This window comes from Blautia sp. JLR.GB0024 (genome assembly GCF_037000545.1).
Classification (GTDB): Bacteria; Bacillota; Clostridia; order Lachnospirales; family Lachnospiraceae; genus Blautia; species Blautia celeris.
In genome coordinates this window covers 20,240-40,668 of record NZ_JBANBF010000008.1, presented here as the reverse complement: position 1 = coordinate 40,668, position 20,429 = coordinate 20,240, and the positions used below count along the sequence as shown (strand labels likewise).

Sequence of the window (20,429 nt, the reverse complement as noted above, 5' to 3'; positions counted from 1 at the left end):
GTATGGAGGGATAGCATGGCAAAAGTAAGTGTGATTGGAGCAGGAAGCTGGGGAACCGCCCTGTCCATGCTGCTTTGCGGCAATGGGCATGACACAGTTCTGTGGTCTCACAGGGAGGAACAGGCGGAGGAGCTGCGAAGGACAAGGGAGCATAAAGCAAAGCTGCCCGGTGTCAGACTGCCGGAAAAGCTTCACATTACCAGCAGTCTGGAGGAGGCGCTGGCGGGAAAAGATGTGATCGTTCTGGCAGTGCCGTCCGTGGCGGTCCGCTCTACCGCAAGGAAGATGAATCCTTATATCCGTTACGGACAGCTTATTGTCAATGTGGCGAAGGGGATTGAGGAGCACACCCTCACAACCCTGACGGATATGATAGAGGAGGAAATCCCCAATTCCCAGGCATGCGTTCTCTCAGGACCCAGCCACGCGGAGGAAGTCAGCAGGAATCTGCCTACGACCTGCGTGGTGGGGGCAAAAAGAAAAGAAACTGCGGAATATCTGCAGAATATCTTTATGAGTCCCGCGTTCCGCGTGTATATCAGCCCGGACATGCTGGGGATAGAACTGGGCGGAGCCCTGAAAAATGTCATTGCCCTGGCAGCGGGAACCGCGGACGGCCTTGGATACGGGGACAACACGAAAGCGGCGCTGATCACCCGCGGAATGGCGGAGATCGCAAGACTGGGAATCGCCATGGGAGCACGTCCGGATACCTTTTACGGACTTTCCGGAATCGGCGACCTGATCGTTACCTGCGCCAGCGTCCACAGCCGTAACCGCAGGGCAGGATTTCTCATGGGGCAGGGGCGCTCCATGCAGGAGGCCATGGATGAGGTGAATATGGTGGTGGAAGGCGTTTTCTCCGCGAAAGCCGGAAGGGAACTGGCAGAAAAATACGGGGTGGAGATGCCGATCATCGAACAGGTGAACCGGGTGCTCTTTGAGGGCAAGACTCCGGCGGAGGCCGTATCTGACCTGATGGTGAGAGATAAGAAAATTGAATCCTGGGATGAAAGTTGGAAGTGAGGGCGCAGTATGCCCTCATTTCTTTTCTAAAGAATTCTTTAGGGAACGTTAAGAAAAGTTTTCGGATTTCCAAATTGACAATTTAATAATTGTGATGTATGGTTGTACTAATGATGTAGTACAATGATAAAAATTGCACTGCATGAAAGATGCAGGGGAGGATGTGTGTATGGAAAACAATACAGAAGTGAAAAGAGAAGAGTCGCCGCAGAATCTGATTCGGCTTTCCGGAATCTGCAAAATATATAATCCGGGCGAGAATGAGGTGCGTGCACTGGACCATGTGGACCTGCAGATCGATGAAGGGGAATTTGTTGCGATCATCGGACAGTCCGGCTCAGGAAAATCCACACTTATGAATATGCTGGGGTGTCTGGATGTGCCCACAGAGGGGTCCTACTGTCTCCACGGACAGGATGTATCTCATTTAAAGGATAACCAGCTTTCAGAGATACGCAACCGGGAGATTGGATTTATCTTCCAGGGATTTAATCTGATCGCCAATCTGAACGCACTGGAGAATGTGGAGCTGCCTCTTATTTACAGAGGTCTCGGCAGACAGAAGAGAAGGGAGCTTTCCCGGGATGCCCTGAAGATGGTAGGTCTGGAGAACCGTATGGACCACAAGCCCTCGGAGATGTCCGGCGGACAGCAGCAGAGGGTTGCCATAGCCAGAGCTATTGCCGCCAGGCCGCCTGTGATCCTGGCAGATGAGCCTACAGGTAACCTGGATTCCGCATCCAGCAAGGAAATCCTGCAGATTTTGAAGGAGCTGCACAAGGAAGGCAGGACAGTTATCCTGATCACCCATGATGACGGCATTGCCGCCCAGGCACGCCGTATTATCCGTATTATGGACGGAAAAATCGAATCAGACAGATTAAATGAGCATTACGAGGAAGGAGCACACCATGTTGAGAAAGAATAAAGAAAATCTTCCCGACACTGTGAAAACAGGAAAGAAAAAGAAAAAAGTGCCGCTGATCATCGGCGGTGTCGTTGTGGCTATTATTGCTGTGAGTTTTGCGGCATCAAAAATGACGCCGAAGGCTCTGCCCCAGGTACCGGTAAGCGCTGTCACCAAGGAAGATCTGACGGCAAAGGTGGATACCAGCGGTACTGTGGAGAGTCTCAGGACAAAAACATATTTTTCGCCCGTCAATGCCGCTATAGCCCAGTATCCTCTCAAGGTGGGGGAAGTGGTGAAGCCGGGAGACTCTCTGGTTGCTTTTGATGTGTCCACACTGGAACAGGATAACCAGAAGGCACAGCTCAATGTAAGCGCCACGGTAAACGGTTCCAAGGACAGTATGGCAAAGGCAGCCCAGACACAGCAGAAGGCCAATGAAGCAGCCGGTAAAGTCCCCACACTGCAGGCCAATGTGGACAGCTACCAGGAGTATGTGGCATCTCTGAAAACGGCCATTGCGGACAGGACAAGGGAACTGAGCGATTGGGCAAAGCAGACATCCACAGATGTCAGCGTGGCTCTGACCCAGGCACAGGCAGATCTGACCAAGCTGCAGCAGGACCTTGAAGCCCAGAAAGGCGAACAGCAGCAGATAAATGCCCAGGCAGAGGAGCTGCAGGCGTCTATTGCCGAGGCAAAGAAAAATAATCAGGATACCGCAGATCTGGAAAGACAAATGAAGGATTTAAAGGCCCAGGCGGAAAACATGGAGCCGGCGATGGATGATTTGACTTCACAGATCAATGACAAGAGTGATGAGGTGACACAGCTTCAGATTGATCAGATCGAAAGCCAGTCTGCTTCTGACCCGACAACCGATGCCCAGATTGTAGAGTGGCAGAATGAACTGGAGAGTGCCACCACAGAGCTCTCAGAGCTGCAGTCAGAACTTGCCGAACAGAAGAGTCTGGCAGACAGCGCGGATGGTGTACAGGTGACAGAAGCAGCCAAAGCGCAGATGCAGGCCACCAACAATATAGCCGAGCTGGAGGCAGCTACCCTGGAAGAACTGCTGGAAAAGGGGAAACAGGGACTTCAGGCTGAGTTTTCAGGAATCGTCTCCAAAGCAGACGCGTCGCAGGGCTCTGCAGCCACACAGGGCATGGAGCTTATTACCATTGCCAGCAACGAGGAGGTGGCAGTCAATGTGACCGTGTCAAAATACGATTATGACAAGCTGAAGGAAGGCCAGAAGGCATCCATCACCATAGCAGACCATACATACAAGGGAACTGTCTCACGTATCAGCAAGATGGCTACCACCAATGAAAAAGGCGCGCCGGTCATCTGGGCTGAGGTTAAGATCGACAATCCGGATGACAACATTTTCTTAGGCGTGGAGGCAAAGGTATCGATTGAGACCGGCAGTGCCAAGGGCGTTGTGAGTGTTCCTGCCAATGCGGTGAACACAGGAAAGGACAGTACCTTCTGCTATGTGGTCAAAGACGGCGTGATCGCCAGGCAGGAAGTGGAGACCGGAATTTCATCTTCTGAGTACACAGAGATCAAGAGCGGCCTGAAGCCGGGCGATTCCGTGATCACTGAGCTTCCGGACGGATTTACGGAGGGCATGAAGGTGGATGAGGCGGCTGCGGGCAGTACGTCCGGCGCGCAGACTGCAGATGTGGTAAAGGAGTAGCCTATGGCACAGTTAGCAGAATACTTGAAGATGGCTCTGCAGAATATCAGGGCAAACAAAGGCCGCTCCCTTCTGACCATGCTGGGAATCATTATAGGTATCTCCTCTGTTATCACCATTATGTCAGTGGGTTCCGGATTTCAGGGTGAGATGAACCGGCAGCTCAATTCCATTGCCGGAGGACAGATCTGCATTTATTCCAATGAAGAGGGGCTCAAGCGGGAGGAATATATGAACGCGGATGATTTCGCTGCGATCGAGCAGGAAATCCCCGGAGTGACAGGAACTTCCCCTATATTTTCCGATTCGGGTACGACCCAGTCCTCAAAGGGCCAGTTTGATCTGTCCGTTACAGGCGGAGGAACGGCCCAGCAGGAGATTTCCAAATGGAAAGTGGTAAGCGGACGCTATTTTAACCAGAGTGATATCGATACAGGAAATAAAGTCTGTGTGATCAGTAAAAAAGATGCCATTTCCCTTTTCGGCACAGATGATGTTCTGGGCATGAATCTGGAATTCAGTGTCTACCAGAGCACTGTGGACTTTACCATCATCGGAATCGTGGAGCAGGAGAATCTGGGAAATATGGTTTCCGTGGATTATGGGGATGTGAAAAGAATATCCGCGGATATTCCTTATACGGCCATGGAGAATTTCGGCTATGACACTTCTGTGACCAATTATCTGTACATCACCACAGACGGCAGTGCAGATACCGGTCAGGTGGCAAATGATGCCATTGCGCTGCTGAACCAGCGCCACTACAGTCAGGGAAAGAATTATTATGACATGGAGGACTTCAATGACCAGATGAAGCAGATCAACTCCATGCTGAACATGATCACAGGATTTATCGCCTTAGTAGCAGGAATCTCCCTGCTGGTAGGCGGCATCGGTGTCATGAATATTATGCTTGTGTCCGTGACGGAGAGAACAAGAGAGATTGGCATCAGGAAATCCCTGGGAGCCAGAACCTCCTCTGTTATGGTCCAGTTTTTGGCGGAATCTGCTATTATCGCCTGCATTGGCGGTGTGATCGGCATCATTATCGGTGTGCTGCTGGCCTATGCGGTCTGTTCCATACCTACCCTGGGATTCGCACCGGGAATCAAGGTGTCTACAATCCTGATCGCAACCCTGTTTTCATCAGGGATCGGTATCCTTTTCGGCGTATACCCTGCCAGAAAAGCAGCGAAGCTGAGTCCCATCGAAGCGCTCAGAAGAAATTAAAAGAAATGAACAAATGAGAAGAAAAAGTACCGCACAGAGTGATATCTAATACTCCTGCGGTACTTTTTGTATGGGGAAAAACCCCGGTATGTATGATGTTTTTGGATATCAGTCCTTATAGTAGGGAATCATATCCTCAGGGATACCGGCAGTGCGCTGGTGGGCATCCATAGCAGTAATGGCATCCATCTCCTCACGGGTCAGGGAAAAATCAAAGATTTCCGCATTTTCCCTGATGCGTTCTTTGTGTACGGACTTGGGAATGACGGATATTCCCTGCTGGACTGCCCAGCGAAGTCCGATCTGTGCGGTAGTCTTCTGGTATTTTCTTCCGATTTCCAGAAGAAGCTGGCTGTGCAGATAGGCGCCCCGGGCAAGAGGCGCATAGGCCTGTACCGCAATATTGTTCTCCCTGCAGTAGGACAGAAGCTCCGGCTGGTTGAACAGCGGATGGAATTCCACCTGATTGACTGCGGGTACCACGTCGGAGACTTTTTTCAGCATTTCCAGGTCATGTATGTGGAAGTTAGAGACGCCGATAGATTTCACACGCCCTTGTGTCTGGAGCTTTTCCAGAGCTTTCCAGGTGTCTGTATAACAGCCGGGCACAGGCCAGTGGATCAGATATAAATCCACATAATCAAGTCCCAGGCGCTCCAGACTTCTGTTGAAAGTATCTTCCACGTCGCCGATTCTCTGTGCGGTATTCCATATTTTCGTTGTAACGAATAATTCCTCTCTTGGTATGGTAAGAGCCTTGATTCCGCGCCCCACGCCGTCTTCGTTTTTATAAACAGAAGCGGTGTCAATGAGACGGTAGCCGGCATCTGCGGCATCTGCGATCGCTTGTTCCACCTCGTTCTCACCGACGGCTTTGTAGACACCCAGACCCAGAAGCGGCATCTGGCGGCCATCGTTCAGAATGATTTTTTCGTTGAAAGACATAACAGTCCCTCCTTTAAATATTACCTTATTTCAATCCATGCTCACTGTGTTATTTCTGCCGGATACTTAGACAGTTTACCATAGAAATGTGAAATATTTACTCCGAATTTATTAACTTTTTAATAAATCCGTGCTACTATTATAAGAAGTGCAAGCTAAAATGCAACGAAATGCCAAAATATGGCAGTGGAGGATATCGAATGAAATTTTTTCATATGGCGGATCTGCACCTGGGAAAAAAGCTGCTTGGGGAGCCGCTGTGGAAAGAACAGCAGTATATATTAAGCCGTGTTGTGGCCATGTCTGATGAGGAGAAGCCGGAAGCTGTTTTGCTGTGCGGGGATATTTACGATAAGTCCATTCCCTCCTCGGAGGCTGTGGGGCTGCTGGACTGGTTTCTGGAAGAATTGTCCGTCCGTGGGATACAGACATTTTTGATCAGCGGCAACCACGACGGAGCCCAGAGGCTTCAGTTTGCCAGCGGGATCTTAAAAAAAGAAGGGATTCATATTGCGGGTACGTTTAAAGGGGGGCCGGAACATATTGTGCTGAGTGATGCGTTCGGCCCGGTTCATGTGTGGATGCTTCCTTTTCTGCGGCCCGGTATGCTCCGCCCATTTGCGGAGGAAATTCCGGAAACTTATGAGGAGGCCGTGAAAACCGCACTGCATGGCGCGGTGCTTCACAGGGAAGAGCGGAACCTGCTTCTGGCACATCAGTTTGTCACGGCAGGAGGCAGAAAGCCGGAAATCTCCGATTCGGAACAGCGTTCCCTGGGCGGTATCGATCAGGTGGATGCCTCAGTCTTTGGAGCATTTGACTATGTGGCGCTGGGGCATATCCACAGACCGCAGAAAATGGGGGATGTAAAGATACGGTATGCAGGTTCTCCCCTGAAATATTCTTTTTCTGAATGGAATCAGACAAAGTCCGTGACTGTGGCAGAGCTCAGAGAGAAAGGAAATCTGTCCGTCAGGAAGCTTCCACTGGAACCAAAAACAGAGATGGCTGTCCTAAAGGATACCATGGAGGCCCTCGCTTCGGAAAAATACAGGAAATACAGAGAAGGATATTATCTGTCCATAGTCATGACCGATGAGGAGACTCTGGAGCATCCGATGGAGAGGCTTAGAAAAATATTTCCTGGTATGCTGGAATTTGCCGTCGAAAACCGCCGGAGCAGATTCGGTGGCATATCGGGCAGTGCAGAGCTGCAGTGTCTGAAAAAAACACCCCTTGATCTGTTCGGGGAATTTTATGAAAAACAGAATGGGATTCCCATGTCTGACACAGAACAGGAGCTGCTTGAAGAGGTGATCAAAAGCATGGAAGAGGTGGGAGTATGAGACCGATAGAGCTGGAGATGGAGGCCTTTGGGCCTTATGCGGGCAATACCTGTATCTCTTTTGAGAATTGTCAGAGAGCAGGGCTGTTTCTGATCTGCGGTGACACAGGAGCCGGCAAAACGACAATCTTCGACGGCATTGCCTTTGCGCTGTACGACGCAGCCAGCACGGAAGTCAGAAAGCCTGAAAATCTCCACAGCGATTATGTGGAGGAGAAGGCCATGAGTAAAGTGCGTCTGCTGTTTTCCCACAAAGGAGAGCAGTATCAGGTGACCAGGACGTTTAATTTGAACAGGAAGCATGAAGCGCTTCTGGAGTGCCCGGACAAAAGTGTGCTGACGGGAAGAAGGGCAGTGAACCAGAAGCTGCAGGATATTCTGGGGCTTGATTACAGGCAGTTTAAACAGGTTTCCATGATTGCCCAAGGTGAATTCATGAACCTTCTGCTGGCAAAAAGTGACATGAGAAGCGAGATTTTCCGGAAAGTATTCGACACGGAATTCTATAAAATCATCGCGGACCGTCTGAAAAGCATGAGTATGCAGCAGCGGGAGGAAGAAAGGCTGAGGGAAGAGCGCCGCAGGCAGGTCCTGGAGTCCTGGGATGCGCTGCATCCGGAATGTACACTGGGGGACAGGGAAAAAGAGGATATTTTCGCGGTTCTTGACAGCCGTATCCTTTCCTCCCGGGAAAAGGAAAAGAGCAGCCGGAAGGAGGAGCAGCGCCTGGAAAAAGAAAAAGACAGAGCCCTTAAAAATCTGGAACGGATACAAAAGGATAACGGAGAACTGAAGAACCTGGATGCCCTGAGGCGGGAGCTGGAAGGGACAAAAGTGCAGGCCGGACAGATCAGAGAGCTGGAAAAAAAGCTGTCTGAGGGGAAGAAGGCAAATCTTTATATCAAACCTCTTGCCGAGGACTGTGCAGCGAAAAAAAAGTTGGAAACTGACGAGGAAGTGCGTATAAAGGAACTGAAGTCTCAGACAAGGGAACTGGAACAGGAGAAAAAGGCACTGCTTATCCAGGCAGCCGCTGCGGAGAAAGAAGAGAAGCTCAGCGCAGAGATAGCAGCGCTGGAAGAACAGCTTTTGCTTTACGGGAAATGGCAGCAGGAGGCTGAGGTCCTTCTGAAACTGGAATCACGAAAGGAAGAACTGCTGGAAAGTGCAGAGAAGCAGATCACGGCACAGAAGGAGCAGGCAATCGCTTATGAAACCTACAGGGAGGAATTTTTCAGAAGTCAGGCAGGCCTGCTGGCCAGGGACCTGGAAGAAGGAAAACCCTGTCCCGTATGCGGCTCCAGGGTACATCCGGCAAAGGCTGCCTGTGAAAAACAGGAGCTGAGCGAGGCAGCGCTGAAAGAGATGGAGGCACAAAAGGAGAAGACATCTGCAGAACTGCAGAGGACCCTGACAGCCCTTGCGGAGAATGAGAAGGAATGGCAGACCAGAATGGAGCATCTGCGCAGGGAAGAGGTACTGGCAGGTAAAAAAAGCGGTGCTGCCATGCAAAAAAAAGCCTCCTCACTGATAAAAGAGACAAACGCGCGCCTGGAGAGAAAGAAGGCGAAAAGCCGCCCGGGTCTTCCGTCCCAAGAGGCGGTCAGGAAAAGACTGGAGGAGAATGCGCAGCGCCGGGCAGCCGCGGAAAGAGAGACACAGATCTGTGAAAAACGAGGAGCCAGGCTGGCAAAGGAAAGAAAAGAGGCAGAAGGAAAGCTGCTTCTGGAAGTAAAACAGCAGAAGTTTCCAAGCAGGGCAAAGGCCATGGAGGCATGTCTGGACAGAGAAGAGCTGGACCGTATGGAGAAAGAAACACAGGCATATGAAAATCATGTGAGGGACCTGCAGATCAGGATCAGGAGCCTGGCGCCTTCCCTGCGCGGAAAGAAACTGTGCCCGGAGGAGGAGGTACGGGAACAGATACAGCGGGCGGAACAGCAGCTGAAAATTGTGCGTAATAAACTCCGGGAGGAGTACAGTGCTCTTGAAAGGACAAAAGAGGTGCGCAGACAGCTTCAGGTATTGTTTGAGGAGAGCAGCAGGACAGAGAAGACCAGGCTGGCTCTGCAGGGCCTTTCTGACACTGCCTGCGGCAGCCTGAAGGGAAAGCCGAAGATATCCCTGGAGCGCTATGTGCAGTCCGCTTATTTCCGTATGATTACCCAGGAGGCCAACAGGCGGCTGGAACACATGTCTTCAGGCAGATACGAACTGCTCGTGCGGGAGGAAAAGGAAAATCTGCAGTCCAGGTCCGGCCTGGATCTGGATGTCTATGATTACCATACCGGCAAGGTGAGAAGCATCCGTTCCCTGTCCGGCGGAGAGAGCTTTCAGGCAGCGCTGAGCCTGGCCCTCGGTGTCTCCGGGGTCATCGGGCAGTTTGCGGGTGGCATCCGGGTGGAGACCGTGTTTGTTGACGAGGGTTTCGGCAGTCTGGATGAGCAGTCTTTGGAGACTGCGGTGGAGACTTTATCGGCTCTTTCCAGGGAGGACTGCCTGGTGGGAATCATCTCCCATGTGCCGGAGTTAAAAGAGCGTATAGAATGCAGGATAGAGGTGGAAAAAAACAGGGGCGGAAGTTCCGTGTTTTTCACCGCTTGAACCTCTAAAAAAACATAAGAATAACTTGATAAAAAAGCCGAAAGCATGTATAATGAATTTATTGATAAATTATTGTCATTTACTGCGCCCAAAAGCGGGAAAAGCAGTAGGGAAAGGATGGAAAAATGCATTTAATCAACGACGAAAATGGCAACATGGTTCCTCACGGACATGACCATGAGCATGACCATGTTCACAGCCATGAACACAGCCACGGCTGCAGCAGCTGTTCAGAGGGCGAATGTGGCGGAAATTGTACAGAGGAAGTGGTAGCACTTTTGAACTATATGCTTTCCCACAACGAGCATCACGCACAGGAGCTTGACCAGATGGCAGATAATCTGTCAAAGCTTGGCATGGAAGATGCAGCCAAGACCATCAAGGAAGGCGTTGCTGATTTCCAGAAAGGAAATATGCGTCTGGGCCTGGCACTGACACTGGTAAAAGAACATTTGAAGGAGGCGTAGGCTATGTGTCTTGCAACTGTACAGAGAAGCGATGACAACACGGTCATCTGCAGAAATGTGAGCAGAATCGACGTAGATGGTGAAAAGCTTATCATACGTGATATCATGGGCGAGGAGCGAACCATTATCGGTAAAATATTAATGGTGGACCTTGCAAACAGCCTTGTTAAGCTGGACTGCCAGTAAGCAGCAGAAAAAGTATGGAGGACTTTCTGCTGTGCCAACACACGATTTTAGGGCTTCGGCCTTAAAAATAAATAAACAAAGCGGAGGTAGTAACTATGAAATTATCTGAAGCAATGAAGAACAAAATGCTCCTTTCATTTGAGCTGTTCCCACCAAAGACAGACAAAGGTATGGAAAATCTGCCGGGAACGATCGAGCATCTTTGTAAGTACCAGCCGGAGTACATTTCCTGTACATACGGTGCGGGCGGAACCAATGTGGGCAAGAACATGGATGTATGTAAAATGATCAAAGACGCCGGAACCATCCCGGTAACACATTTTACATGTATCGGTAACACCGCAGAAGGAATCAAAGAACAGCTTCAGAATTACCTGGACAATGGCGTAGATCATATGCTGGCACTTCGCGGCGACCTTCCATTCGGATGGACAGGAACCGGCGGAGATTTCGCTTACGCAACAGATCTGGTAGCTTATGTCCGCAAAGAATTCGGCGATAAGATCGAAATCGCTGTAGCAGGTTCACCGGAAGGACATATCGCATGCCGCAGTCTTGAATCTGATATCGCTGTCCTGAAACAGAAACAGGATAACGGTGCTGACTACATCATGACTCAGCTTTGCTGGGATATGGAGCAGTTCAAACGCTGGCTGGATGCCATCCGTACTGCAGGCGTTACAATGCCGGTTGACGTTGGAATTATGCCGATTCTGGATCAGGCTGCTACAATCAATATGGCACTGTCACGTAATGGCTGTGTAATGCCGCGTAAACTTTGCGAGATCATCTCCAAAAACTGGATCTTCCCGAATCCGTTCGACAAAGATCCGTTCGACGCTGCTGTTGATGAAAAGAAAGCAGCATTCAAAGAGGCAGGTATCGAGTACACGATCAGACAGATCGATGAGTACCGCGCACTGGGCGTTAACGGTATCCATCTGTATGCTCTGAACAAATGGAAAGACGTATCTGAAATCATTGACAGATGCGGTCTTCGCACACTTGTTTAAAATGTATTAAAATCATATTTTAGGAGGTGCCCTTTTCATGGCACATGTAATTGCAATTGCCGGCAAAGGCGGCGTAGGCAAGACGACCCTGACAGGCCTGATCATCCAGTATCTGGCTGAAAAAGGCAGGGGACCGATTCTTGCAGTAGATGCAGATGCGAATTCAAACTTAAATGAAGTCCTGGGCATGGAGCTTGAGGCAACTCTGGGCGATATCCGTGAGGAAGTGGCCCGTGCGGAGATGTCAAAGGAAAATCCCATTCCGGCCGGAATGACAAAAGCTGATTATATGGAATTCAAGTTTGATGATGCATTGATTGAAAATGATGATTATGACCTGCTTGTCATGGGACGTACCCAGGGGAAAGGCTGCTACTGCTTCGTGAATGGACTTCTGCAGGCTCAGCTTGCAAAGCTGCAAAAGAATTATCCATATATCATCGTGGACAATGAAGCCGGTATGGAGCATATCAGCAGAGGCGTTCTTCCCAGTATGCAGACAGCGATTCTGGTCAGCGACTGCTCCAGAAGAGGTGTTCAGGCAGTGGGCAGGATCGCGGAACTGATAAAAGAATGTGACATGCACCCGAAGCAGGTTGGGCTTATCATCAACCGTGCGCCGGGCGGGGTACTCAATGCGGGCACAAAAGAGGAGATAGAGAAACAGGGCCTCACCCTTTTGGGAATCGTCCCGCAGGATGAAACTGTATATGACTTCGACTGCGACGGTACACCCATCGTGAAGCTTCCGGAAGATTCACCGGTGAGAAAAGCGATCAGGGATATCGTGGACAAGCTGGAGTTATAAAACCGGGGAAGCGGACCCGGATAAAAAAGCAAAAAGAGGCGAAAAACAAGGAGGATATTCATGAGTGAATTCAAATTAACCACAGTAGAAGAATTTGAAGCTGCTACTGCACGTCTCCTGGAAACAGGTGCAAAAGTCGGTGCTGACGCTTGGCAGTTCCGCGTAAAAAATCAGACACCCCATTGTAAATTTGGTGAAGAAGGCGTTTGCTGCCGTATCTGTACAATGGGACCGTGCCGTATTACAAAAAAAGCTCCGAGAGGAATCTGCGGATGTGATGTACACGGTATCGTAGGACGTAACTACCTGAAATTTACAGCAGGCGGTTCTGCAACACACTCTGACCATGGCCGTGAAATCTGCCATACCTTATATGAATCTGCAGCTGACGGCTGTTATAAGGTAAAAGATCCGGATAAACTGATCCGTATCGCAAAAGAGTGGGGAATCGAGACCGAAGGAAAAGATATCTATGATCTGGCACACGAAGTTGCTGAGACAGGTCTGATGGAATACGGTAAACCTTTCGGAACTCAGAGATTCTTAAAGAGAGCACCGGAATCACAGCAGGAACTGTGGGAAAAGAATGAACTTGCTCCAAGAGCAATCGACCGCGAGGTTTCCTGTTCCTTACATATGAGCCACATGGGATGTTCTTCCAAACCGGAAGCACTGGTAAAACAGGCGATCCGTGCAGGCTTAAGTGATGGATGGGGCGGTTCCATGATGGGAACAGAGTTCTCAGACGTACTGTTCGGAACACCGAAGCCGATTGAGACAGAAGCAAACTTGGGCGTTATGGTTGAGGAGAATGTCAATATCGTTGTTCACGGACATGATCCCAGTCTTTCTGAGATGATCTGTGAATTCGCAGATGATCCGGAAATGATTGCGTACGCAAAAGAGATGGGTGCAAAAGGCATCACCGTATCCGGCGTATGCTGTACCTCAAATGAAGTTGCAATGCGCCGTGGTATTCCTATGGCCGGTAACTTCCTGCAGCAGGAAAACGTTGTTCTGACAGGTGCTTGTGAAGCGATCGTCGTAGACGTACAGTGTATCTTCCCGGCACTTGGTCCTTTGAGCAAATGTTTCCACACAAAATTCATCACAACTTCTCCGATTGCTCAGATGCCGGATTCTGAATTTATCAGATTCGATGCTCACACAGCAGGCGAGAAAGCAAAATTAATCGTTAAGACAGCTATCGAGAACTACAAAAACAGAAAACCCGAACTGGTACATATTCCGCAGATGAAACAGAAAGCAACTGTTGGATATTCCACAGAAGCGATCGTAAAAGCTCTGGACGGCGTAACCAACTCACAGGTAGATGAGCTGGGAACCACAAAACCGTTATTAGAGTGTATCACCTCCGGTGTTCTCCGTGGTGCTGTTGCAATGGTTGGATGTAACAACCCGAAAGTTCGTCCTGACTTAGCTCATATTGAACTTATGAAAAAACTGGTTGCTAACGATATCATCATCATCGCTTCCGGATGTTCTGCACAGGCGGCTGCAAAAGCTGGTCTGATGGACAAGAGAGCGAAAGATGTCTGCGGCGCCGGACTTAAGAGAGTTTGTGAACTGGCTGACATTCCGCCGGTACTGCACATGGGCTCATGCGTAGATATCAGCCGTATGCTGGTTCTGGCAGCTACATTGGCAAAAGACGCAGGTCTGCACATTTCCCAGCTTCCAGTTGTTGGCTGTGCTCCTGAGTGGATGTCTGAAAAAGCAGTTTCCATCGGTAACTATGTAATTGGTTCCGGTATTGATACCTTCTTAGGTGTTGACCCGTACGCTGCAGGTTCCAGTGAAATGGTTGAAATCCTGACCAACGGAACAAGAGAATGGGTAGAGGCTGCATTTACAGTTGAAAAAGATATTGAAAAACTGGGCGATGCTATGATCGCAAGAATCGAAGAGAAGAGAGCTGCTCTTGGAATCTAATCTTTATCAGGAAAGGTGAATGACATGAAAATTGCAGTAACAGGAAAAGGCGGCGTTGGAAAGACTACTTTTGCTGCGACGCTGGCGCGTTTATATGCGGATGAGGGAAGAAAGGTGCTTGCTGCGGATGTGGATCCGGATGCGAATCTGGGGCTGGCACTTGGGTTTGATGATGAAACTCTGGATTCCATTGTTCCCATTACTAAGATGCGGAAGCTGGTGGAAGAACGTACCGGGGCCAATGAGGAAAATCAGTTCTACCGGATCAATCCAAAGGTGGACGATATCCCGGATACATATTCCAAAGAAGTGAACGGAGTCAAGCTGCTTGTGCTTGGTACTGTGGAAACCGGCGGCGGCGGTTGTGTATGCCCGGAGCACGTCATGCTCCGCAGGATCATCAATAACCTGGTGCTTCACAGAGATGATGTGGTGATCATGGATATGGAAGCCGGATTGGAGCACCTCGGCCGGGGTACTACCGAATCCATGGACCAGTTCATTGTGGTCATTGAACCGGGTGCCAGAAGCGTACAGACTTATAAGAACGTAAAAAGGCTGGCAAAGGACCTGGGCGTAAAACAGGTTCGTGTTGTAGCCAACAAGGTTCGGAACGAAGAGGATGAAGCGTTTGTGAAGGCGCATATACCGCAGGAAGATTTGCTGGGATTCATTCACTATAACACCGAAGTGATGGATGCGGACCGTCAGGGTAAGTCTCCATATGACTTCAGCAATACTGTAAAAGAGGAAATTACAAACATTAAAAACATAATCGACCAAGGATTATGAGAAGGTCAGGAGGAAGAGAACATTGACATTATTTGAAACCGTATTTAGTGGAAATGACGCTGTCTATGGATTAACAGAAGGCGCTATTAATGCTGCAATCGAACAGCACGGTGCTGACAAGGCTGTCAGCTTCCCGAACACCGCTTACTGCTTACCATGCTACTATGCAGTGACAGGCGTGAAGGTTAAAACTTTAGGAGAATTAAAAGAAGCTTTAGGTGTAGTGAAAACTCTGATGACAAGAGAGATGAGATTAAATGACGTATTTATGTCAGGTGTAGCGACCGCTCTCTGTGCAGAGTTCATCGAAGTTCTGAAATATATCGACGGCGCAGAGCCGTATACAGAGCCCTGCTACGGACATCTGGCAGATGCTGTGATCCGTGAGCTGGGTGTACCCCTTGTAACAGGCGATATCCCCGGTGTTGCTGTTATCCTGGGAAGCGCTCCTACAAAAGAGGAAGCAGTTGCCCTGGTTAAGAGCTATCAGGCACAGGGTATCCTGGTAACACTGGTCGGCGGTGTGATCGATCAGGTGGCAGAGGCAGGCATGAAGACAGGCGCAAACTTACGTGTTATCCCGCTGGGCAAAGACGTGACAAGCGTGATCCATGTAGTATCCGTTGCTTTAAGGGCAGCCCTTATCTTCGGAAACGTAACACCTGGTGATGCAGCAAACCTGATGAAATACACCTTTGAACGTGTACCGGCATTCGTTAACGCATTCGCTCCTCTGGACGATGTGATCGTTGCCTGCGGCGCAGGTGCCATCGCACTGGGCTTCCCTGTTATCACAAACCAGGAAGGCGTATCCACAGTACCGAAGAGCCTGATCTTACAGCCGGATGTTTCCAAATTCAACGCTACATCCCTGGAAGCACGCGATATCAAGATCAAGATCACCAATATCGACATTCCGGTTGCATTCGCATCCGCATTCGAGGGTGAGATCATCCGCCGCGGCGACATGCAGGTAGAGTTCGACGGTTCCCGTGTAGACTGTGCAGAGCTTGTTCAGTCAGCAGAGGCTACAGAGATCGAAGACCACAAGATCACTGTGATCGGACCGGAAGCAGATGAGATGGAGCTGGGCAGCAAGAACAGCATTGCTTATGTTGTAAAAGTTGCAGGCAAGAACATGCAGTCTGACTTTGAACCGGTTATCGAGCGTAAGTTCCATAACTACATCAACTGTATCGAAGGTGTATACCACACAGGACAGCGTGATATGCAGCGTATCCGTATCAGCAAGGATGCATTCAATGCAGGATTCCGCCTGAAACATATCGGTGAAGTTCTGTACGCATCTGTTAAGAATGAATTTGATGCTGTTGTTGACAAATGTGAAGTTGTGATCTACACAGATCCTGCAGAGTGTAAGAGGATCCGTCACGAAGTGGCAGTTCCTACCTTCAACAAACGTGATGACCGTCTGAAATCCCTGACCGATGAGTCTGTAGACGTATACTACAGCTGTATCCTGTGCCAGGCATTCTCCCCGTCACACGTATGTGTGGTAACACCGGAACGTCTGGGCCTGTGCGGTGCCGTTTCATGGCTGGATGCAAAGGCGACCAACGAGCTGGATCCAAACGGACCCTGCCAGGTTATCACAAAAGAAAAATGTATCGATGAGAGAATCGGTGAGTACGAGGATGTCAACGAAGCCGTACGCAAATTCTCCCAGGGTGCTCTGGAAGAGGTATCTCTGTACTCCATCATGGAAAAACCAATGACATCCTGCGGATGCTTTGAGTGTATCTGCGGTATCGAGCCGTTCTCCAACGGTGTAGTTATCACAAACCGTGAGTATGCAGGTATGACACCGCTTGGAATGACCTTCCCGGAACTGGCATCCATGACAGGCGGCGGTGTACAGACACCGGGCTTCATGGGCCATGGAAAACACTTCATCGGTTCCAAGAAGTTCATGAAGGCAGAGGGCGGTATCGAGAGGATCGTCTGGATGCCGAAAGAGCTGAAAGAATTTGTTGCTGAGAGACTGAACCAGACAGCAAAAGAATTATACGGTATCGACAACTTCACAGACATGGTTGGTGATGAGACCATCGCAACAGATCCGGAAGAATTAGTTGCATTCTTAACAGAAAAAGGACATCCGGCTCTTGGTCTGGATCCGATGATGTAAGATTTTGGAAGACAAAATCGCTTAATTGTAGTATCATGTAAACGGTGAATGCGCGTTTTACCGTATTCACCGTTTATAAAAAATATATTAAGGAGGCTAATGAGAAATGCCGTTTAATCAAAAACCACAGAAATTCAATGCAAACATTAACACAGTTGAAATTGGCTGCGGGGACAAAGCGATCAAATTAGGAGGGGAATGCACATTTCCTTTCTATACATTTGATGCTCCCACGGAAAATGCACCAAAAGTAGGCGTGGAAATTTCCGATATGGGACTTATCAACGTTCCGGGAATCCAGGAATATTATGCAGGTGCTGCCACAATGGCCGAGATCGCAAAAAAAGCGGAAGCAATGGAAGGTGCGGACTTCGTATGCTTACGTCTGGAAGGCGGGGATCCGAACGGCGCAGACAAATCTATTGAAGAACTGATCGCAGTTGTCAAAGAAGTCGGCGAAGCTGTTTCCTGTCCTTTAGTTGTTGAAGGTTGCAAGAATGTGGAAAAAGATTCTGAATTACTGCCGAAAGTGGCAGAAGCACTTCAGGGCAAGAACGTTTTAGTCCTTTCTGCAAGAGAAGAAGATTACAAAGCAGTTGGCGCAGCAGCAGGCCTTGCATACAACCAGAAGGTTGGAGCAGAATCCGCAGTAGATATCAACCTGGCAAAACAGCTTAACGTTGTTACAACCCAGTTAGGGGTAAAAGCTCAGGATATCGTAATGAACGTTGGTTCTGCAGCAGTAGGCTATGGTTTTGAGTACGTGGTATCCACAATGGACCGTATTAAAGGTGCAGCTCTTTCCCAGAATGATAACATGTTACAGATGCCTATCATCACTCCAGTTGCCGATGAGACATGGGGAGTAAAAGAGGCCATGGCTTCTGAGGAAGATATGCCGGAATGGGGACCGCTGGAAGAGAGAGGTATCAGTATGGAAGTACAGACAGCAGCAGCAGTTTTAGCTTCCGGTTCTGACGCTGTCATTCTGAGACATCCCAAATCTGTTGCAACAATCTCAAAAATGATTAAAGAATTAGTGTAATCGTAGAACAGGAGGATAAAAACAAATGGGATTATCAGGTATTCAAATTTTTAAACTGACACCAAAAAAGAACTGTAAAGAGTGCGGCTGCCCAACATGTATGGCTTTCTCCATGAAAGTGGCTCAGGGTGCTCTGGAAATTTCCAAATGCCCGCATATGTCTGAGGATGCTCTGGCTCAGTTATCTGAGGCAACAGCTCCGCCGATGAAGACCATCAAAGTCGGAAGCGGTGACAATGAATTTACTTTAGGCGGCGAGACTGTTTTATTCAGACATGAGAAAACATTCGTCAGCAAAACAAGATATGCGGTTTCACTGTGCACATGCATGGATGATGCAGCAATCGACGCGAAACTGGCAGCAATTCCGAAGGTAGACTACGAACGTATCAGCGAGAGAATGTTCGTTGAAATGATTTACGTGAACTACGAAGACGGCGCAGACAAAGACAGATACGTTGAAATCGTAAAGAAAGCAGCAGCTCTTGGCAGAACTCTGGTTCTGGGCTGTAAAGATGTAGAAGCTGCTAAAGCAGCTCTGGCTGTATGCAAAGACGGCAAACCGGTATTAAACGGTGCAGATGCTTCCAACTACGCTGAGATGAGCGCAGTTGCAACAGAGGCAGGTGTTGTACTTGGCGTTACAGGTGCAGACTTAAATGAATTATATGATACAGTTGCAGCTCTGGAAAAAGCAGGCAACAAGAACCTGATTCTGGATGTTGGAACAAAATCCGTAAAAGAAGCTTATGGCAACGCAGTACAGATTCGCCGTGCAGCTTTAAAAGATCAGGACAGAACTTTCGGTTATCCGACACTGGTAAATCTGGCAGTTCTGGCACATGGCGACAGAAATATGCAGCAGGCACTGGCTTCCCTGTTCACAATGAAATATGGTTCCATTGTGGTTATGGAGCAGCTTGATTATGCAGAAGCTCTGCCGTTATTTGGTCTGAGACAGAACGTATTCACAGACCCGCAGAAACCAATGAAAGTGGAACCGGGTATTTATGCATTAAATGGTGCAGACGAGAATTCTCTGTGTCTGACAACCGTAGACTTTGCTCTTACATATTTCGTGGTATCCGGAGAGCTGGAGCGTTCCGGTGTACCGTGTAACCTGATTATCAGTGATGCAGGCGGACTTTCCGTACTGACTGCATGGGCTGCAGGTAAATTATCTTCCACTTCTGTATCTAAATACATTCAGGAGAATGTTGAAGATAAAGTAAAATGCAGAAAACTGGTTATTCCGGGTAAAGTTGCCGTATTAAAGGGCGATATTGAAGCAAAACTTCCGGGTTGGGAAGTTATTGTTGCCCCGTTGGAAGCAGTACAGTTAGTTAAATTCTTAAAAGACCTGACTGCATAAAAGAGGAAAGACAGGCTGGCAGGGAGGATGCTTTTTAGGTATCTTCTCTGTTCGGCCAAAATGAATAATTTAAAAGGAGAACTATTATGGCAAAGTTTGTTACAATTGGTGAGAGAATTCACTGTATTTCCCCGTCTATCCGCAAAGCGATGGCAGAGCGTGATCCGGAACCAATCTTAAAACGTGCAAAAGAGCAGCTGGATGCAGGTGCAACTTATCTGGACGTTAATATCGGACCGGCAGAGAATGATGGAGAAGATTTAATGAAATGGGCTGTTCAGCTGATCCAGTCCAACTTCGACAATGTTCCTCTGGCACTGGATACTGCCAACAAAAAAGCAATCGAGGCAGGTATCTCCGTATACAACAGAAGCAAAGGAAAACCGATTGTAAACTCTGCTGATGCAGGCGGAAGAATCGAGAATATCGATCTGGCTGCAGCAAATGACGCTATCGTAATCGCTCTTTGCTCTGCAGAAGGTATTGCAGCAGACAATGATGAGCGTATGATGCACTGCCAGAACATGCTGGAAAGAGGTATGATGCTGGGTATGGAGCCTACAGACCTGTGGTTTGACCCGTTATTCCTGGTTGTTAAGGGAATGCAGGACAAACAGATGGAAGTTCTGGAAGCAATCAAAATGTTCAGCGATATGGGCCTGAATTCCACAGGCGGTCTGTCCAATAACTCCAACGGTATGCCGAAACATATTCGTCCGATTATGGATTCCGCAATGGTTGCAATGTGCATGATGCAGGGCTTAACCTCCGCAATCGTAAATCCATGTGATTTAAGACTGATGGAAACAATTAAATCCTGTGATGTTTTCAAAAACAACACATTATACGCTGACTCTTACCTGGAGATCTAATCACAGGCAGAGT

At 48.8% G+C, this 20,429-nt stretch carries 17 protein-coding genes; 16 read left to right on the top strand and 1 reads right to left on the bottom strand.

Annotated elements, in window-relative coordinates; genetic code table 11:
* The first annotated feature begins 15 nt into the window (after positions 1-15).
* The 4 genes from V8Q34_RS17695 (at position 16) to V8Q34_RS17680 (ending at position 4,865) form a co-directional block, all read left to right on the top strand.
* Positions 16-1,026, top strand: a complete 1,011-nt coding sequence (locus V8Q34_RS17695) for an NAD(P)H-dependent glycerol-3-phosphate dehydrogenase (RefSeq protein ID WP_033142859.1) — start codon at positions 16-18, stop codon at positions 1,024-1,026.
* A 169-nt stretch (positions 1,027-1,195) separates the two neighbouring features.
* A complete protein-coding gene (locus V8Q34_RS17690) occupies positions 1,196-1,954 on the top strand; it encodes an ABC transporter ATP-binding protein (protein WP_052099639.1) in 759 nt (252 codons plus the stop codon).
* Positions 1,938-3,635: an efflux RND transporter periplasmic adaptor subunit gene (locus V8Q34_RS17685; RefSeq protein WP_335835994.1), complete on the top strand. Its 1,698-nt coding sequence runs from the start codon at positions 1,938-1,940 to the stop codon at positions 3,633-3,635. The genes V8Q34_RS17690 and V8Q34_RS17685 overlap by 17 nt, the downstream gene beginning before the upstream one ends.
* Positions 3,636-3,638: 3 nt before the next feature.
* The gene (locus tag V8Q34_RS17680; RefSeq protein ID WP_033142861.1) at positions 3,639-4,865 is read left to right on the top strand and encodes an ABC transporter permease; all 1,227 of its coding nucleotides are present in this window, start codon (positions 3,639-3,641) and stop codon (positions 4,863-4,865) included.
* Positions 4,866-4,973: 108 nt separating this feature from the next.
* Here the strand turns inward: V8Q34_RS17680 and V8Q34_RS17675 are convergent, their stop codons facing one another.
* Complete coding sequence (locus V8Q34_RS17675; RefSeq protein ID WP_033142862.1) at positions 4,974-5,810, bottom strand: aldo/keto reductase; 837 nt, start codon at positions 5,808-5,810, stop codon at positions 4,974-4,976.
* Positions 5,811-6,010: 200 nt separating this feature from the next.
* On the opposite strand from V8Q34_RS17675, the gene V8Q34_RS17670 reads away from it, so the two are divergent.
* The 12 genes from V8Q34_RS17670 to acsE all read left to right on the top strand — a co-directional run bounded on the left by V8Q34_RS17670 (position 6,011) and on the right by acsE (position 20,416).
* A complete protein-coding gene (locus V8Q34_RS17670) occupies positions 6,011-7,156 on the top strand; it encodes an exonuclease SbcCD subunit D (protein WP_335835993.1) in 1,146 nt (381 codons plus the stop codon).
* Complete coding sequence (locus V8Q34_RS17665) at positions 7,153-9,759, top strand: SbcC/MukB-like Walker B domain-containing protein (RefSeq protein WP_033142864.1); 2,607 nt, start codon at positions 7,153-7,155, stop codon at positions 9,757-9,759. Before V8Q34_RS17670 ends, V8Q34_RS17665 begins: the two co-directional genes overlap by 4 nt.
* Before the next feature lie 125 nt (positions 9,760-9,884).
* Entirely contained in the window at positions 9,885-10,226 is a 342-nt protein-coding gene (locus V8Q34_RS17660) for a cobalt transporter (protein WP_018597545.1), read from the top strand.
* 3 nt (positions 10,227-10,229) lie between these two features.
* Complete coding sequence (locus tag V8Q34_RS17655) at positions 10,230-10,412, top strand: CooT family nickel-binding protein (RefSeq protein WP_033142865.1); 183 nt, start codon at positions 10,230-10,232, stop codon at positions 10,410-10,412.
* Positions 10,413-10,507: 95 nt separating this feature from the next.
* Positions 10,508-11,425, top strand: a complete 918-nt coding sequence (locus tag V8Q34_RS17650) for a methylenetetrahydrofolate reductase (RefSeq protein ID WP_033142866.1) — start codon at positions 10,508-10,510, stop codon at positions 11,423-11,425.
* Between the two features lie 37 nt (positions 11,426-11,462).
* Complete coding sequence (locus V8Q34_RS17645) at positions 11,463-12,233, top strand: ATP-binding protein (RefSeq protein ID WP_033142867.1); 771 nt, start codon at positions 11,463-11,465, stop codon at positions 12,231-12,233.
* 60 nt (positions 12,234-12,293) lie between these two features.
* The gene (cooS, locus tag V8Q34_RS17640) at positions 12,294-14,186 is read left to right on the top strand and encodes an anaerobic carbon-monoxide dehydrogenase catalytic subunit (RefSeq protein WP_033142868.1); all 1,893 of its coding nucleotides are present in this window, start codon (positions 12,294-12,296) and stop codon (positions 14,184-14,186) included.
* 24 nt (positions 14,187-14,210) lie between these two features.
* Positions 14,211-14,978, top strand: a complete 768-nt coding sequence (locus V8Q34_RS17635; protein WP_033142869.1) for an ATP-binding protein — start codon at positions 14,211-14,213, stop codon at positions 14,976-14,978.
* 22 nt (positions 14,979-15,000) lie between these two features.
* Positions 15,001-17,127, top strand: coding sequence for an acetyl-CoA decarbonylase/synthase complex subunit alpha/beta (gene acsB, locus V8Q34_RS17630; RefSeq protein WP_148392759.1), 2,127 nt, complete (start codon positions 15,001-15,003; stop codon positions 17,125-17,127).
* Positions 17,128-17,233: 106 nt separating this feature from the next.
* Positions 17,234-18,172, top strand: a complete 939-nt coding sequence (gene acsD / locus V8Q34_RS17625; RefSeq protein WP_033141837.1) for an acetyl-CoA decarbonylase/synthase complex subunit delta — start codon at positions 17,234-17,236, stop codon at positions 18,170-18,172.
* A 25-nt stretch (positions 18,173-18,197) separates the two neighbouring features.
* On the top strand, positions 18,198-19,544 hold the full coding sequence (gene acsC / locus V8Q34_RS17620) for an acetyl-CoA decarbonylase/synthase complex subunit gamma (protein WP_033141836.1): 1,347 nt from the start codon (positions 18,198-18,200) through the stop codon (positions 19,542-19,544).
* A gap of 86 nt (positions 19,545-19,630) precedes the next feature.
* Entirely contained in the window at positions 19,631-20,416 is a 786-nt protein-coding gene (gene acsE, locus V8Q34_RS17615; RefSeq protein ID WP_033141835.1) for a carbon monoxide dehydrogenase/acetyl-CoA synthase methytransferase subunit, read from the top strand.
* Positions 20,417-20,429: the final 13 nt, after the last annotated feature.

What these genes read in the sequence shown, in the direction of transcription:
- V8Q34_RS17695 (WP_033142859.1), top strand. Translation starts at nt 16, where the DNA reads ATGGCAAAAGTAAGTGTGATTGGAGCAGGAAGCTGGGGAACCGCCCTG.
- V8Q34_RS17690 (WP_052099639.1), top strand. Translation starts at nt 1,196, where the DNA reads ATGGAAAACAATACAGAAGTGAAAAGAGAAGAGTCGCCGCAGAATCTG.
- V8Q34_RS17685 (WP_335835994.1), top strand. Translation starts at nt 1,938, where the DNA reads ATGTTGAGAAAGAATAAAGAAAATCTTCCCGACACTGTGAAAACAGGA.
- V8Q34_RS17680 (WP_033142861.1), top strand. Translation starts at nt 3,639, where the DNA reads ATGGCACAGTTAGCAGAATACTTGAAGATGGCTCTGCAGAATATCAGG.
- V8Q34_RS17675 (WP_033142862.1), bottom strand. Translation starts at nt 5,810, where the DNA reads ATGTCTTTCAACGAAAAAATCATTCTGAACGATGGCCGCCAGATGCCG.
- V8Q34_RS17670 (WP_335835993.1), top strand. Translation starts at nt 6,011, where the DNA reads ATGAAATTTTTTCATATGGCGGATCTGCACCTGGGAAAAAAGCTGCTT.
- V8Q34_RS17665 (WP_033142864.1), top strand. Translation starts at nt 7,153, where the DNA reads ATGAGACCGATAGAGCTGGAGATGGAGGCCTTTGGGCCTTATGCGGGC.
- V8Q34_RS17660 (WP_018597545.1), top strand. Translation starts at nt 9,885, where the DNA reads ATGCATTTAATCAACGACGAAAATGGCAACATGGTTCCTCACGGACAT.
- V8Q34_RS17655 (WP_033142865.1), top strand. Translation starts at nt 10,230, where the DNA reads ATGTGTCTTGCAACTGTACAGAGAAGCGATGACAACACGGTCATCTGC.
- V8Q34_RS17650 (WP_033142866.1), top strand. Translation starts at nt 10,508, where the DNA reads ATGAAATTATCTGAAGCAATGAAGAACAAAATGCTCCTTTCATTTGAG.
- V8Q34_RS17645 (WP_033142867.1), top strand. Translation starts at nt 11,463, where the DNA reads ATGGCACATGTAATTGCAATTGCCGGCAAAGGCGGCGTAGGCAAGACG.
- cooS (WP_033142868.1), top strand. Translation starts at nt 12,294, where the DNA reads ATGAGTGAATTCAAATTAACCACAGTAGAAGAATTTGAAGCTGCTACT.
- V8Q34_RS17635 (WP_033142869.1), top strand. Translation starts at nt 14,211, where the DNA reads ATGAAAATTGCAGTAACAGGAAAAGGCGGCGTTGGAAAGACTACTTTT.
- acsD (WP_033141837.1), top strand. Translation starts at nt 17,234, where the DNA reads ATGCCGTTTAATCAAAAACCACAGAAATTCAATGCAAACATTAACACA.
- acsC (WP_033141836.1), top strand. Translation starts at nt 18,198, where the DNA reads ATGGGATTATCAGGTATTCAAATTTTTAAACTGACACCAAAAAAGAAC.
- acsE (WP_033141835.1), top strand. Translation starts at nt 19,631, where the DNA reads ATGGCAAAGTTTGTTACAATTGGTGAGAGAATTCACTGTATTTCCCCG.